Genomic DNA, 14,701 nt, shown 5'->3' on the forward strand with positions numbered 1-14,701 from the left:
GTCGGGGTGACCGGCGAGACCCTGCGGAGCTGGGTGCGCCAGGCCGATGAAGACGCGGGCCGCGATCACGGCTGCGGTGAGCAGAGCGCGGAGAGTCGGGACGAGGAACTGGCCCGGCTGCGTGCGGAGAACGGCCGACTGCGCAAGGCAGAGAAGGAATGGGAACTCGAGCGGGAGGTCCTGCGCCGGGCAGCCGCCTATTTCGCGAAGGAGATGGAGATGAAGTGAAGACCCGCCGCTGGGACTTCGTCTCCGCCCACGCGCAGAGGTCTTCGGCGTCCAGCGGATATGCCGGGTCCTGCAGGTCTCGCGCTCGGGCTACTACGGGTGGCTCGCCGGCGCGAAGGCCCGCCGAGAGCGGCAGGCCGCCGACGACGCCCTGCTCGGGGAGATCCGCGAGATCCATACCGAGCACAAGGGCGCCTGCGGAGTCCGGCGCGTTCATGCCGAACTGCGCGGTTTCGGGCACGCCATCCACCGCAAGCGCGTCGAGCGCCTGATGCGCCGGCACGGCATCGAGGGCCGGCACCTACGGCGCCGCAAGCGCACCACGGTCCCCGACCGGCATGCACCACCGGCCCCGGATCTCGTCCAGCGCAACTTCTCCGCCAGGCAGTTGAACGAGAAGTGGTGCGGCGACATCACATACGTGCAGGTCGGCGGGACGTGGCTGTATCTCGCCTGCGTCATCGACATCTGTTCACGCCGACTGCTCGGCTGGTCGATGGCCACGCACATGCGCACAGAACTGGTCATCGACGCCCTGAATATGGCTGTGGCGACCCGCGGCGGCCACGTGGACGGGGTGATCTTCCATGCGGACAGGGGCTCGCAGTACACATCGGCCGCGTTCGCGCAGGTCTGCGACGGTTTCGGGATCCGCAGGAGTATGGGCCGGGTCGGCTCGAGCTACGACTGTCAGTCTCTTTGCACCGGATCCCGCAAGGATCGGGTAGCCCCGGCTGAGGCGGTCTGACTCTTGCTTATGACTGACCCCGTGAGTGTCCTGGCGTTGATCTGTCGACCACCCGGCCGGGCACGCAGCAAGCGCTGCCGCCGGACGGACGTGACCTGATAAGAGCCTGGAGCCGACTCGCCAAAGCGTCCCCGTGACAGTCCTGTCCGTCCGACCGGCGACAGCGTGAACCCCACGCTACCGAGCGGAAGGACCACCCGTGCCCAACAGCGAGCAGCCCAGGTCCGGGCATGTTGTGATCGGCGTCGACACGCACAAGCACGTGCACGTCGCAGCGGTGATGGACACGATCGGCGGGATCCTGGCGACGTTGACGATTCCCACCGACACCGGCGGCTTCCGGCAACTGGCGGACTGGGCCGCCTCGTTCGGCACCATCCTGGCCTTCGGGATCGAGGGCACCGGCTCCTACGGTGCCACGCTGACCTCATTCCTGCGCAGGGCCGGCCACAAGGTCGTCGAGGCCGGACGCCCAGACCGGCGACTGCGCCGGATGAACGGCAAGTCCGACACCCTGGACGCCGAGAACGCCGCCCGCGCCGTGCTGGCCGGGTTCGCGACAGCCACGCCGAAGACCGCCGATGGCGAGGCCGAGATGATCCGCCAGCTCAAGATCGCCCATGACCAGGCCGTTGAACAGCGAACAGGCGCGATGGTCACGATAAAGGCGATGCTCGTCCACGCCCCCGATGCCCTGCGCCAGGAGACCACCGGAAAGACCCAGATCACCCTGGCACGACAGCTGGCAGCCCTGCGCCCTCGCCGCCTGGCGGAACCCGAGGACGCACTTCGCCACACGCTGCGGACGCTCGCCAAACGGTGGCAGTACCTGGACACCGAGGCCAAGGAGCTGACGAAGCTGATCGGCGACCTGGTCCAGCGGATCGCCCCGCAGCTGGTCGAACCCTTCGGCATCGGCGTGGACACCGCCGCGGAGATCCTCGTCGTGACCGGCGACAACCCTGAGCGGATCAAGTCCGAGGCCGCTCTCGCCAAGCTCGCGGGCATCGCCCCGGTGCCCACCGGCTCCGGCATGACCAGCGGCAGGCATCGCATCAACCACGGCGGCCATCGACAGCTCAACGCCGCAATCTACCGAACCGTCATCGTCCGGATGCGCTTCCACCAGCCCACGATCGACTACGTCGCGCGCCGCACCGCCGAAGGCAAGACGAAACGCGAGATCATTCGCTGCCTCAAGCGCTATGTCATCCGCGAGGTCTACCACCTGCTCCGACCCGCGCCACGGACGCCCTCCGCAGCGAGTTGACAACTATAGGAGCGTCAACGCCCTCGCCGAGAGCTTCTGGCAGGGACTCAAGAGGGAGACGCGCCAGAGACTGTTCTCCACGATGCGTCAGACGAGACTGGAGATCTTCCAGTGGCTCACGTACTACAACGTCCGCAGGCGCCACAGCGCCCTCAACTACCTCTCACCAGTCGAGTTCGAACAACAACAAAGAGCACGTAAACTCACACTCGCAGCATGAACCCCCGTGTCCACACTCCGGGGGACGCCTCAACCGGGCCCATTCACCGCGTCCTGTACCGGACCTTCGATTCGGTTCGCATCGTCCGGGCCGAGAAATCGACCACCGCGCCGACCTCTACCGCCCCTGAAACGCATGCCGCGCACAGGGCCGTCCCCGATCAGGGACGGCCCTTCGCTCGCCCGGAAATTCATGACACTTCCTGGACTGCCGCCTGGTCAGCGGTGAGCCGGGATGGCTGTGCCGTTGTGGCTGATCCCTTCGGGATCGGCGTTCGCCAGGGCCTGCAGCAGCGCTGAGTGGTAGTCGGTGATCAGCCCTGGAATCCTGCCCAGGATGGCGGTCAGGCGTTGTCCTTGTTTGACGGTGTCTGTGCCGGACTGCTCGAACTCGATGACCCCGTCGCGGAGGATCGAGCTGAGCTTGGCCATGAAGGCAAGGTCGTGTTCGCGGATTGTCTCGCACACCGCTCGCAGGGTGAGCCATGTTCCTGGACCGATGTCGGCCGGATCGTCTGATACCGATTGGTAGGCAGTGCGGAACTGTTCGGCGAAGCGGCTGGCCGCCGTGGCTTGTGGCGAGGACATGACCGTGGTGAGGGCGTCGGCCAGGACCGGCAGGGAAGCCGGATCGACGTGGGTTGCGGCCAGTGTGAGGGAGTCCAGGGCCGGGAGTTCCTGCGTGGTCAGCGGTATGAAGTAGCTGTCGAGGAATCGCTGGTGGGTGCTGGCGCCGTGAAGGATCTTGAGCGCGTTCAGCGTTTCGGGGTCGTCGCCGCGGGTCATGGTGCCGGTCAGGAAGTCCCAGTCGTTCTTCAGTGCGTTCGACATTGCGGTGACCAGGTGAAGGAGTTTCACCCAGGCCTGGTACAGGGCGGCCGGAGAGATGCCGGTCCCAGGTTCGTCGGGGCCAAGGTCTAGGGCGCGGACCGCTCCGATGCGATACATGGCCAGCATCGCGTTGATTTCGCTGTTCTCGTGGTGCAGGACGGCGGCGTACTCGGCGGTGGCGTCCAGTCCGACGCTCTCGGTCAGGATCCGCGGTCCGCCGGGGTGGAGTTGGAGGAAGTCCGTCACGTCGTAGACCTGGCCGCCGATGATCAGCCATTGGCCGGCTTCCGGCGTGGTCCGTAGCGCAACCTCCGAGACGTCGAAAAAGGGGCCCTCGGCGGTCGCGGGACTGAAGGAGGTAAAGATGTCCTGCATGAGGCGGCCCTCGGCCATGAGGCGCGGCACGGCCATTCGGGCACGCTCGGGGCCGTCTGCGAAGCGTTCGGCAACCGCTGTCAAGAGCTGGATGATGTTGGCGGCGAACTCCGCGCGCCCGCAGATGTAGAAGTACGCCCCGGGGCCGCCATCGTGGCGGCCGCGCATCAGCTCCCACAGCCGCCGCTGCGTCTCTTCGTCGGCCGCGAGCACGTCATGCAGCCAACCTGCCGAGTGGGTGCCCCCCTGGATCTGGCCGCCAGGTGTCGCACGCATTCCGCCGTCCTGCGCCGAGTAGGCGACATAGAGTCCAAGCTGCCCGTTGCCCACGGCCGACCGGATCTCCGGTTCACCGTACAGGTGGTGCTGGGTACGGGTGCCGAAGAAGAGCCAGTCCGCCGTGGCCTGAGAACCGGCGGCATCAGCGTTGCGCTGCGCGATGAAGCTCAGGAACGGTGATATCCCGACGCCGGCGGCGAACATGACGAGCGGGCGCGACGGGTCCCAGGGGAGCCGGAACCGGTTCGGCCGAATCATCTGCAGCGGAACGGTCGTCGTGCTGCACTCGTCTGAGGTCAAATAGGTGGAGGCTGTCCCCAGCAGTTCGACGCCGTGGCGATCACCATCGGGGTCGGCGGAGTGACGCAGCTGTGCGACGGTGAGTCGCACGTCGTCGCTGACCCGGTCGGCCCCGCCGGTGGGGCGGGAAGACGCGGAGTACATGCGGAAGTCCTCGGGTGGCACCAGCCGGGCCAGCATCTCCGGGTCCGCGAGATCTGCCGTCGTCAGCCGGGCGGTGTCGTAGCCTTCGGTACGCAGGAGGTTCAAGGCGTCGCACAGCTCCCACTTGTCCGTGCCGCCCGCTATCGCGGCGCGCAGCCCCGGGGATCCGGTCACGTTCAGGAGCGCGAGCGCCGTGGACCGGCTGAGCGGCCGGAGTTTGGCGTAGGACAGGAACGTGGCAAGGGGCAGGGCTTCCGTGCTCGGGGGGTAGCCGGTGCGGTAGCGCAGTGCCTCCCTCCAGGTGGCGGTCAGGGGCACGTGCTCGGTTCCGGTCGCCCCGAGGGCGAGCAGTGTGGCCTGGACGGCTTCGGCCCGGTTGACCGGCAGTACGCCGACCCGGTCACCCGGCCGGTAGATGACTCCCGAATCCTTTGCATCCAGCACGACGTGCGTGACATCCCCGAGCGCCGCCGCAGGCTCCTGGGAGCAAATCGTCGCCTGCTGCACGTGCGGCGGCAGCTGAAGGAACCGCTCCAGGCGGGTCTCTTCCAAGATTGCGTCCAGGGTCCGCCAGTGCCCGTCTTTGAAATCGCCGACAATCCCGGAGATGGTCTTGTTCCGGCCGATTTTGAATGCGAGTTCGAGGAATCCGTAGACCTTGGTGCGGTGGATGCCGAGGTAGCCCCGGCGCCCGGCATAGGTCTCGAACAGCGTTGCGAAGAGGTTCTGCAGGCGCCGGTTGCCGCTCGCAGCCGCGTACTCCCGCACCGAGACCTCCTCGACCGCGTCAAGGAACGCCACGTGGTGTGCGGGGAACCACTCGCGGATCTCCTCGACCTCACGGGCAAGCCGGGCCCGCTTGTGCTTGCGGCCGAGGAACGCATCCATGAGATGGAAGGCCGGCGAAGCCTCACCGCCAGGGCCGACGACCCCGTCAAAGATCGGTACCGCCAACGGCGCGACGGTTTTGGACCAGATCACCTGGTCGACGTAGGTCGCGGACAACGGGTTCGGGTCGACCTTGCGGAACGACAGTTCGATGATGTCACGCCAGGTCTCGCTCATCAGGATCAGCTCGTCGGCGAGCGCCTCGTCATCGCCGCGTACTACGGCCTCCTGCGCCCTGACCACCGCCGTCACGAGCGGCGTGGCCCGCGCAAGGATCTCGACCTGGGCCAGGTAGAACCGGCGCTCCTCGATGTTGTCAACACTTGGGATGAGCAGTTCCATATTCTCGATCACGTACGGCTCGCCGACCGCCGCATCGACTAGCCGGTGGTTGTACACAATCAGGTCGTTGTACGACATGTGGGGCTTGCGACGTCCTAGGCGCCGGCTGACCTCGGCCCAGGGGGCGGTGATGGACCGCGGCAGTTCCGTAGCCGCGGGCTCGACGCGAATATAGGCATGGGCGGACATTGCCATCGCCACGGAGGCCCGCCACACGTACGCGTCGGGCAACTCCTCGGCCGAGGCACCAAGGACCGGCATCTGCTCAAGAGTCCTGCGCAGTGTGACATCCCGCCACAACCGGGGCATCGATGCCGCTACCTCGTCCCAGGCCGCGTGGCTCGACGGAAAAGCACGCACCGTCGGATACATCGGGATGAAGCCTTTGTCGGCCGAGAGGAAACCTTCCAGCTCGTGGCCAGCGGACCGGTTGTAGTCCTCCGCAGCTTCCAGGAGCCTTCGGCTCGGCACACGGACATCCGCCAAGTTTAGGGGGGGCAACACTATTGATCCGCACTCCATGATCAGCGGCGCAACCCTGGGGTCAGTGCACCGCGAACGAAACTGTCATCAAGTGCTGTCCCAGGCGTGCGTCGGCACGGCGCCCACCCTGCTCCCGCCCTCGGGCAAGCAGTGGCCTGATCGCTCCCCCGGTCGGGACTGAGGGATGCTCATCCGTCCGCGGTGATCGACGTCGACCCACCTCTGGCCCAGTCCTCAACTCCAGCGAGAATGTTTAATTATTACCAGCCAGCCAGGGTGGCGTGATCAGTAACTGGTACTCGTTTTGATCATTAACCTCGCCGCCGGATTGAGCTGCAGAGATTCGCGGGTTACGGGACGAGGGACGCGCGGCCGCCCCTCACGCTTCGAAATGTCGAGTAACGGAGCGCGTAGAACGGCCGCTGGCATGCGTCTTCCGGTTGCTGTCTCGGACCGGCGTCTGTCTACCACGGCAGCTGTAGTTCGTGATCTGGATGGTATTGGTGCTGGTCAGGGCATTGTGTCGGCGTAGGTGTGCCAGGTGAGGTGGCAGGTTCGGGCTCGGTGTTGGTGGTGTCGGCGCCAGCTGGACCAGGGCAGGACGTGGTCGGCGTCGCGCCGGGGGGCAGGACGAGTGACCGCAGTAGGCGCAGGAGTTCGGGGCAGGTGAGCGGGATCAGCCGTACCTGGTCGCCGGGGTGGTGGGCGCGTTCGAGGGCGGTGGCGACGGCGAGGAAGGCGTAGGCGGTCAGGGCGGCGGTGCTCCAGCGGTGCCAGGAGGTCCAGCTCGTGACCTGGCCCTTGTCCAGGCCGGCGACGCTCTTCGCGATCTGGAAGTCCTCCTCGATCGTCCAGCGGCGGCACACCACCTGGACGAGTCGGGCGAGTGGGACCGGGGCTGGTGACCAGCAGCGGAAGTAGGACACGGTGCGGGTGTAGCGGTGCCGGCGGGCCATCAGCACGCTGGTGCCGATGTCGTCCTGTCCGTCGGGGGTGTCGTCCGCGGTGACCTCGAGCATCGCCCAGTCGTAGTCACGGGTGCCCTTGAAGCCGGTGCCGGTGCGCATCCGCTGCCAGGCCCGCGCCGGGATCAGCTTGAGCGCGTCCTTGCAGGTCATCGCCCCGCTGGGGATGGTGACCGCCTGGTTTGAGCGGACCGCGATCGCATAGCCCAGTGCCAGGGAGCGGCAGGTCGAGCGCAGGGCACGGGAGCCGTAGACCTCGTCGGCGGCGAAGAACGCGGCCCGGACACCGGTGTCGGCCACCGCCCTGGTCAGCAGGGCGGCGGCCAGCCCCGGCTTGGTCGCGGAGCCCGCCTCGTCGGGAACACCTGCCAGCTCACGGCGTTCCTCGTCACCGGCCCAGTCCCTCGGCAGGTACAGGGCCCGGTCGATCACCGCGTGCCCGCGGCCGGTGGCGAAGGCGTGGGTGCACTTTGATCCGCTGCGTCACGACCCACACATCTTGCGCCAGCGGCCCCGCGGCGTTGCCGGCACGGAGCGGGACACGGAGAGCGTGATGGCCGACCTCCGCCTGGGCCCGAGGCGGACGGAGTGCGCCACGCCGGGGTGCGGCAACGGGAGCGCCTCGCAGGTCCCCGAGGGGTGGGTGTGCTCGTTCTGTCAACGTAGGCGGGAGCGCCGCGACCGCACCCATCAGAAATGGGCCGACCCCCAAGGTCCGCGTACAAGGCGGTCTCGGCGGGACAGGTGCGGCTGAGTCCCTCACGTCCGCTGTGCGCCGCCGAGACCGGCCGCGTCTCCTGCAAAGGGCATTCAGGGGTGGCGGGTCACCGTAGTGGTCACCTGAGGGCGACCGCGTCCCCGGCCGACACCTTCAGCGAGGTTGTCGTGGTGCCGGGGAAGTACCAGCGCCAGCTGCCCGCCGCCGTGGCGGTCACCTTAAGCCTGTGGGGCGGGGGAGCGGGACGCTGGGTGGGCAGGGTCACTCGTTCGGAGGACGGTGCTGTGGCCGTGGTGGTCCCTCTGCACGGGGGCGTCGCCTTCAGTTTCCGGTGGCGGCCAGGGCCCGGGTGGTGGTTGTGGTGAGAGATGCGGAACGCCTCCGCCCGGCGGCGGTGTTCGGCGTCGGTGTGGGATACCTCCACTTGAGCGGAGGTATTCCGTACTTCACGGGGCTGATCGCCCTGTACCTCGTGTTCGCTCCGCGCGAGCGGAGGTGTTCTGAGCGACGACGGCACCGAAACCGTGATTGTTTCGTTCGTGAGGGGAGGTGTTCCGCTGTCGGCCGGGCTGGCGAAGGTCCCCAGGGAGTTCGCTCCGCGCGAGCGGAGGAGTGGCGCATCACGCCGGCTCGAACCGTTTCCGGAACTGGTTCGCTCCGCTCTCTGCGGAGCGGGGGCGTCACCCGCTTCCGCCCACCGCGTGAGCGAATGGGCGGAAGCGGGGCGGTCCCCTTCGGTGGTTCTTGAGCACAAGGGGGCCGCGTGGCCTTCCAGACCGGAAGGTGCGACGCCGGGGGAGGCGTCCGTCTTCCATGGTGCGTCATCCCGTCGGCGTTACAACCAGAAGTACGGTTTCGCCATCAAAAGCGTTCATTCGGTCATGGTTTGCTAGTACTCGCGGCTTTCGGGAAGTGACGGAGCGGGGCGCGAAGGGGCCTATTTGTTTCGTAACCCTCGGATCACGTTGAGTGGTGTGCGCCCGGCGCACCATGCTGTCGGTCAACTCCTCCGGGGCGCTTGAGCACCGTCCCGGGGGAGCCTTTCCAGACTCTTCTCCCTTTCAGGGAAGGTGCAATGACGAGCAAGCAGGTGTTGACCGTGGCCGTGCTGGCGGCGGTCCTCGCATGGAGCACGGTGATGGCCGTGCTGGGGCAACTCGCGGCCGTGGCCGCGCTGTTGCCCTCGCTGGGACTCCTCATCCAGCAGATCGTCTCCGCGTTGAACGGTACGGCGTCCCGGCCGGGCATGCCCCCGGCCGGTGCGGCCGGGAGTGAGGAGCCGTCGCGGTGAGGCCGCCCCAGGTGCCCGAGCAGTCGGGAGGGGAGCCTCCCAGTCGCCGCGGCCGTCCGCCGGAGCCGATCGACGAGATGGCCGGGAAGACGCACCGGACGTGGCTGGAGCCGGTCCGTAGCCGGCTTACCGAGAGTGGGCTGACCCTGGACGACCTCGTGGGCCGTTCCGGATATTCCAAGGCCCAGCTCTCCAAGCTCCTGCGCGGCAAGGGCTACTACCCGGGCTGGGAGATCACCTACAGCGTGGTCCGTGCGCTGGACATCCCCGTCGACCCGACGCGCCGTCTGTGGACGGCGGCGGCCGTGGAGGCTGCCAAGGACGCCGCCTGGATCCAGAAGCGTCTCGGTGACGTCCCGCAGTCCGGCCTGGAGGAACAGCCCCTCGCCCATCTGGGTCTCACTCAGGCCATGTGGCACCCCTACGTCGCTTACGCACGCGCCTTTCTGCAGTCCGACCATCGTGCCCAGCAGGTGGTTGCGGAGACGTTCGACATCCTCTGGCTCACCTGGGACGAGGCGACCAGGAGCCCGAACACCCCGCGTCACGCCTGGCTGCTGCTGCGCAAGCGGGTCATCTCCCGCGCCCCGCAGCGGCCCGGCGGCCACCCAGACCTGCGCGCGGCGGCGTTCTCCACCGTCACCCAGGCCGGCATAGGCGACCTCACCGAGCGTCTGGCCCGGATCGATGTCGTGGCCCGCTTCTTCGACACGGTCGCCTGCCTGCCCCCCGACCAACTGGACGTCACGGTCCTGCGTTACCTGTGTGGCATACGCAGGGACGCCGTCCCCGGCATCGTCGGTCTGTCTCCGGCGATCACCCACAGCGTGGACCGTCACGCCCGAGGGGCGCTGCAGGGTCTCTATCCCGACACCGACACCCAGGAGTGATCACCCGGCCATGAGCACCATCGACGACCTCCTCGCCCAGTCCCTGCTGTTGCACCAGCCTGACGTCCCCTCCGACGTCGTCCCCTATGACGACCTCGCCTATGTCGACCTCACCTACGCAGGTCTCGCAGAAAGCCATCTGCTGTGGGACGTGGGGCCAGAGGCGGCCGACGATGGCGCTGCGCAGAACCTCACCGCCCTGTGCGAGGCGGTCGTCGCCCACTGCACCGCCGAGCAGCTCGCCGACTTTCTCACCGACCAGGTGCCCCAGCCGCGGGCGGCGTGGATCCTCGGCTGCGCCCTGCAGATCGCCGGCGTGGATGACGGCGCCCGTTTCTGGTGGCAGTACGCGGCCGGCGCCGAAGACGCGCCCGCCTCCTACTGCCTCTACTTGCAGCACCTCGCCCAAGGCGACGCCCACGCCGCCGCCTTGTGGCAGGCCCAGGCTGGCGCCCACGCACCGCAGACCCGAACGGACACCGGCCGGGGCGACGACGCCCCTGCCTACCGGATGATGACCGCGGACGCCAGCTTCCCCACCGTCCTGCGCATCCTCAGCCGCCTTACCCGGACAGCCCCGCGCCGCCACACGCCGATGGCGCGGGCCGTCATCGAGTTCGTCGCGACTGCCGTCGCCGTCGGCTACGACCAGCACCCTGACTTCGAAATCCCGGTGCCGGGCACTGATTTCGCCGAACAGCTGGAGATTGTCGCCAGTGCGGCCTCCGGCCGGGGCAAGCGCACCTGTTCCACCGAAGCGGCGGCTGCTGGGACGGAGGAACTACCAAACCGGCCCCCGGTGGGCAGCGATGTCGAGCACACCCGCGCGAACGGACCAGAGCGGCTGCGCGTGGAAGTCACCACCGACGACGAGGAGGAGTCCGCGAGCGCGGCCACATTCTTCCGGGAGGCGAGCGCCGTCAACTTCTGGGAGACGGCGAGCGCCGAGAGCGGCACGGAGGAACACGGCCGCCGCGTTGCCTACTACCTCAGCCGTCTGCGCATCCGGGCTGCCAGGACGTTCTCTTCCGCTCCGTCCGGATTCGGGGTCACGGTCACCTCGGGGTTCGGCTCACCGAGTTTTCGGGGGTTGTAGTGGACGTTTCGGAGTCTTTCCGGCGCGACCGGGAACCGGCCAGTCTCCGGAAGGCGTCACCAGCCCGCAGATGCGCTTCAACGTCGTCCTCGCCCCGGTGCCGCGAGCTGCCGACGCCTATCACCGCACCCACGGCGCCATCGAGACCATTTACGAACGCACGGCGTTAGAGGTCGGCCGCCCAAGCCTGGCCCGCGTGCAGGGCAGGGCAGAGCAGGGATGAGCCTGCCCTGCGCATCCGCTGGGAGATCCGCGACGACATCCACGACGCGGTGTCGACGCTGTCGCCAGGCGAAGCCGATCTGCGAGACGGCCCGCCGGATCTGGCAGGAGCCGGTCCGTAGCCGCTTGGCCGCGAGCGGCCTGACTCTCGATGACCTCGGCCCAGGCCGTCGCGCTGGCGCGATGCGTCGAGCCGACCATCGCGGAGGCAGTGGAGCGGCGGTCCCGCGCGATGGGGGTGCTGCAGCAGCAGGGGTTCCCCAAGGCTGCAGCCGCACGCGGCGATGCGCCGCCCCCGATCGAAACGTCCCGTACCCAGCGTCGCCGCGAAGCAGACGCAGTCCGGGCCAAGACTTTGCTCCGCGCCCGAATCGAAGGCGCGGGCCAAGCGCGGCAGGGGGCCGTGGGGAGGTTCGAAGGCGTCCTGCTCGTCCACTTGTTCGTGTGCTTCGAACCCAGTGTGATGGCTTTGCTGCGACGGTTACTGCTGCGTGACGGTCCGTCCGGTCTGCCCTGGTGCCGCAGTCGGCGGATGCATGCTCGTTTCTGCGAACCACCAGAAGGGGAAATTATGCTGAGTAAAGTCCGGGGCACGGTTGCGGCAGCGGTGATGTTGGGGGCGCTCCTGGTGCCTGTAGCCGTGGCGAGTGACGCGGCGGCTGCGTCTTGCGCGCGGCACACGACGGGAGTGTGCCAGGCGAACTCGCCGCATCCGCGCGGCGCTACCGCGAAGTGCAAGGACGGCTCGTACTCCTACAGTGCCCACGCCCGCGGGACGTGCTCGCACCACCGGGGCGTCAAGTACTGGTACCGGTAGAGGGCACATGCCGCCGCTGCCCGGACGGACTACGGGCAGCGGATGATGTCCCGCCGAGTGGTGTAACGGGTCAAGGTAAGTGAAGGCTGCTGTCGGCAGACTTCTGCGGGCCAGAGTGGACCTTGAGCTGACTGGCGCAACTCCGGTCGACTGAAGCTGCGTTGATGGTCCAAGGCCAGACGTCCCGCTTCCTGCGGGGAGATGCAGGTGCAAGGCCTGCCCGGCGCTCGGTTACGAATCGAATCCCCGTCCCGCATTGCGCGGGGCGGGAATTTCGTGTCGCACGCCGCCACCGCCGCAGCGTGCGACAGGCGTGCACCTATGCGCGGTACCCCGCCCGGTAGAACGGCAATCGGATAGGGCAGCATCTGCTCAGCGATCGCCTGCCCATGAGGGGTCATCATGCCTTCCACCCGCTGTTTCGCTCCGTCTGTCCTGCTCACCTGCCTCATGCTCACGGGCTGCTCGCCCACTGCGTTGGGCAGTTCCGCGCCGTCCGGGAGCGCGAGTGGGGCGCCGGGGCCCTCGGGCGCTGCCGGAGCCACGCGGGCGATCGCGGCGGGAGCGGGCCCGCAAAAGCAGTACACGGTGCAGAAGCAGCCGACCGCGGGCACCTGCCACTACCGGTACGAAAAGGGGGAGCCGTTGGAGGATCCGACGTGCACGCCGGGCGCGGTCTCCCCGGCGGTCACCCAGTCCAATTTGAAGTCGACGATCTGCCGCAAGGGCGGCTACACCTCAGGCATCCGCCCCTCCACCTATGTGACGGGCAAGGAAAAGAAGCTGAACGCCGCCTCCTACGGCTACACGGGCCCCATAGGAGATGCCGAGTACGACCATCTCATCAGCCTCCAGCTCGGGGGTGACCCCAACGACTACCGCAACCTGTGGGTGGAACCAGCCGACCCCGGCCACCAGAAAGGTGTTGGGGTCAACAATCTGAAGGACCCGGTGGAGACGAAGCTGCACACCGCGGTCTGCAAGGGCACGGTCACCCTCGCCGCCGCGCAGCAGGCCATCATCACCGACTGGACCACCGCACTCAGCCGCCTCGGCCTCGGTTGAGGGCTATCAGCAGTCCGCGAGCGCCTTGAGGATGCGCTGGTAGTCCACCGACAACGCCGACCACGCAAGCCCTTCACGCCACACCGGCACTTGCGACTTCACCTTCGCTGCTTCCGGCGTTGACGATGCCTCCTCGGCCTGCCCGCCGGCGGTTGGTGCTGTCCGGTCGGCCTGGTCGTGGCCATGCTCGGTCTCGTCTGCCGGGGCAAGCACCTCGCCCACCCGCGAGCGAGCGATGGCCCATTCCTTCCAGTCCCGCTCAGCTACGGCCAGTTCAGCCTGGATGCGGTCGGCCTCCTCCCGCAGCTCGTCCACACGACGGCGAGCGACGAGTTCGCGCTGTTCCAGCAGCCCCACGACCGACGGCATCCATGACCTCCACAGCAGCGGCGACACGACAGACCACCGCTCCCACAGGATCGTCGACCCTATGCCCGACCAGCGAAAAAGCCGTCCTCAAGCATAGAAAGACAACAGCTTCTCAAACAGTTGCGGGCTGCCAGAGGAGTCCTGTACCGCACCAGTTCTGCTGGTGGAGATGGTCGAGCATGGCCGTCTCCGCCGCGCCCGGATTACGCCGCACGCCGACGAGGACGGGCTCGGTCAGGGAGGGCAGTAGCGGGCAGGCCAGTTCTTCGAAGCCTTCGGGGATGGCCGAGGCCGGCACCACGGTGACGCCTAGGCCCTGCGCCACGAGCCGCACCGCGGTGGAGATCTGTGACGCTCGGGCCACTGTGTGCGGGCTGAGGCCCGCGTCGGCGAGCAGGCGGGCGAGGTAGTCGTCGAGCAGGCTGCCGCGCCGGAACCGGATCCACCCCTGTGACGCCAAGTCCTCCAGGCGCAGGGCGGCGCCGTCCGAGAGGAGCGGGTGCCCCTTCGGCAGGACGGCGACGTAGGCTTCCTCGCCCAGCGGGTGAACGTCGAAGGTGCATCCGGCGGGGAATCGGTGCACGAGGATCATGTCGAGGGTTCCCTGGCGGACCAGTCGTTCCATGTCCGTGGGGTCGGGTTCCTCGTGGAGAGTCACCTGCAGCTTCGGGTGGCGCTTGCGCAACTGCCCCAGTACCTGGGGCAGTTGGCGTGCTCCCAGGCCCATGTGGACGGCCATGATGAGTTCGCCCGCCAGTTCCCCGTCGGCGGCGCGGGCGGCCGTGATGGCACGCCGGGACGCGGTCGTCGCGATCTTCGCCTCCGCGAGGAAAGCCCTCCCTGGCACTGTCACCGTCACCCCGCTCGGGGTGCGGGTGAACAGCTGCACCCCGAGGTGCTTCTCCAAGGTGGCGATCTGCTGCGACAGCGAGGGCTGAGTGACCCCCAGGCGTTCTGCCGCCGCTGTCATGGAGCCCTCGTCGGCGACGGCCAGGGCGTACTCGTACTGGCGCAGGTTCATTCGAATCCAACCTTCGACATGACATAGGAGGTGTCAATGCAGAGTATACGTTGCCACTATTTGCCTCTATGTCTGGCCGGTCCTACCGTGGTGCCCACCCAGCGCAGCCACCAGGGCCGGGAAGCTGCCACCCGATCTCG

10 protein-coding genes and 3 pseudogenes are annotated in these 14,701 nt (G+C 67.8%); 9 read left to right on the forward strand and 4 right to left on the reverse strand.

Annotated elements, in window-relative coordinates; genetic code table 11:
- The 3 genes and pseudogenes from ABZT12_RS35105 to ABZT12_RS35115 all read left to right on the forward strand — a co-directional run.
- A pseudogene (locus ABZT12_RS35105) lies at positions 1 to 916 on the forward strand (IS3 family transposase); the annotation flags it as partial.
- Between the two features lie 259 nt (positions 917 to 1,175).
- Entirely contained in the window at positions 1,176 to 2,246 is a 1,071-nt protein-coding gene (locus tag ABZT12_RS35110) for an IS110 family transposase (RefSeq protein WP_356392523.1), read from the forward strand.
- Between the two features lie 16 nt (positions 2,247 to 2,262).
- Positions 2,263 to 2,466, forward strand: a pseudogene (locus ABZT12_RS35115) (integrase core domain-containing protein); the annotation flags it as partial.
- 218 nt (positions 2,467 to 2,684) lie between these two features.
- Here the strand turns inward: ABZT12_RS35115 and ABZT12_RS35120 are convergent.
- A complete protein-coding gene (locus ABZT12_RS35120; protein ID WP_356392525.1) occupies positions 2,685 to 6,095 on the reverse strand; it encodes a cytochrome b5 domain-containing protein in 3,411 nt (1,136 codons plus the stop codon).
- A gap of 476 nt (positions 6,096 to 6,571) precedes the next feature.
- Positions 6,572 to 7,504: a transposase gene (locus tag ABZT12_RS35125; protein WP_356392529.1), complete on the reverse strand. Its 933-nt coding sequence runs from the start codon at positions 7,502 to 7,504 to the stop codon at positions 6,572 to 6,574.
- 1,361 nt (positions 7,505 to 8,865) lie between these two features.
- Between ABZT12_RS35125 and ABZT12_RS35130 the strand changes: the two genes are divergently transcribed.
- The 6 genes from ABZT12_RS35130 (at position 8,866) to ABZT12_RS35155 (ending at position 13,171) form a co-directional block, all read left to right on the forward strand.
- Positions 8,866 to 9,081, forward strand: coding sequence for a hypothetical protein (locus tag ABZT12_RS35130; protein WP_356392532.1), 216 nt, complete (start codon positions 8,866 to 8,868; stop codon positions 9,079 to 9,081).
- Positions 9,078 to 9,971, forward strand: coding sequence for an XRE family transcriptional regulator (locus tag ABZT12_RS35135; protein ID WP_356392535.1), 894 nt, complete (start codon positions 9,078 to 9,080; stop codon positions 9,969 to 9,971). Before ABZT12_RS35130 ends, ABZT12_RS35135 begins: the two co-directional genes overlap by 4 nt.
- A gap of 10 nt (positions 9,972 to 9,981) precedes the next feature.
- Entirely contained in the window at positions 9,982 to 11,067 is a 1,086-nt protein-coding gene (locus ABZT12_RS35140) for a hypothetical protein (protein WP_356392538.1), read from the forward strand.
- Positions 11,068 to 11,137: 70 nt separating this feature from the next.
- Positions 11,138 to 11,290 carry a hypothetical protein gene (locus ABZT12_RS35145; protein WP_356392540.1) on the forward strand — a complete coding sequence of 51 codons (153 nt, stop codon included), beginning with the start codon at positions 11,138 to 11,140 and terminating at the stop codon, positions 11,288 to 11,290.
- A gap of 609 nt (positions 11,291 to 11,899) precedes the next feature.
- Complete coding sequence (locus tag ABZT12_RS35150) at positions 11,900 to 12,106, forward strand: DUF3761 domain-containing protein (RefSeq protein ID WP_356392616.1); 207 nt, start codon at positions 11,900 to 11,902, stop codon at positions 12,104 to 12,106.
- 402 nt (positions 12,107 to 12,508) lie between these two features.
- Positions 12,509 to 13,171, forward strand: coding sequence for a hypothetical protein (locus ABZT12_RS35155; RefSeq protein ID WP_356392543.1), 663 nt, complete (start codon positions 12,509 to 12,511; stop codon positions 13,169 to 13,171).
- A 12-nt stretch (positions 13,172 to 13,183) separates the two neighbouring features.
- Here ABZT12_RS35155 and ABZT12_RS35160 read toward each other — a convergent pair.
- Both ABZT12_RS35160 and ABZT12_RS35165 read right to left on the reverse strand, forming a co-directional pair.
- Positions 13,184 to 13,540: pseudogene (locus ABZT12_RS35160) on the reverse strand (hypothetical protein); the annotation flags it as partial.
- A 112-nt stretch (positions 13,541 to 13,652) separates the two neighbouring features.
- Positions 13,653 to 14,561, reverse strand: coding sequence for a LysR family transcriptional regulator (locus tag ABZT12_RS35165; protein WP_356392546.1), 909 nt, complete (start codon positions 14,559 to 14,561; stop codon positions 13,653 to 13,655).
- Positions 14,562 to 14,701: the final 140 nt, after the last annotated feature.

The sequence above is a fragment of the Streptomyces sp. NPDC005423 genome, assembly GCF_040606415.1.
Classification (GTDB): Bacteria; Actinomycetota; Actinomycetes; order Streptomycetales; family Streptomycetaceae; genus Streptomyces.

What these genes read in the sequence shown, in the direction of transcription:
- ABZT12_RS35130 (WP_356392532.1), top strand. Translation starts at nt 8,866, where the DNA reads ATGACGAGCAAGCAGGTGTTGACCGTGGCCGTGCTGGCGGCGGTCCTC.
- ABZT12_RS35140 (WP_356392538.1), top strand. Translation starts at nt 9,982, where the DNA reads ATGAGCACCATCGACGACCTCCTCGCCCAGTCCCTGCTGTTGCACCAG.
- ABZT12_RS35145 (WP_356392540.1), top strand. Translation starts at nt 11,138, where the DNA reads ATGCGCTTCAACGTCGTCCTCGCCCCGGTGCCGCGAGCTGCCGACGCC.
- ABZT12_RS35150 (WP_356392616.1), top strand. Translation starts at nt 11,900, where the DNA reads ATGTTGGGGGCGCTCCTGGTGCCTGTAGCCGTGGCGAGTGACGCGGCG.
- ABZT12_RS35155 (WP_356392543.1), top strand. Translation starts at nt 12,509, where the DNA reads ATGCCTTCCACCCGCTGTTTCGCTCCGTCTGTCCTGCTCACCTGCCTC.
- ABZT12_RS35165 (WP_356392546.1), bottom strand. Translation starts at nt 14,561, where the DNA reads ATGAACCTGCGCCAGTACGAGTACGCCCTGGCCGTCGCCGACGAGGGC.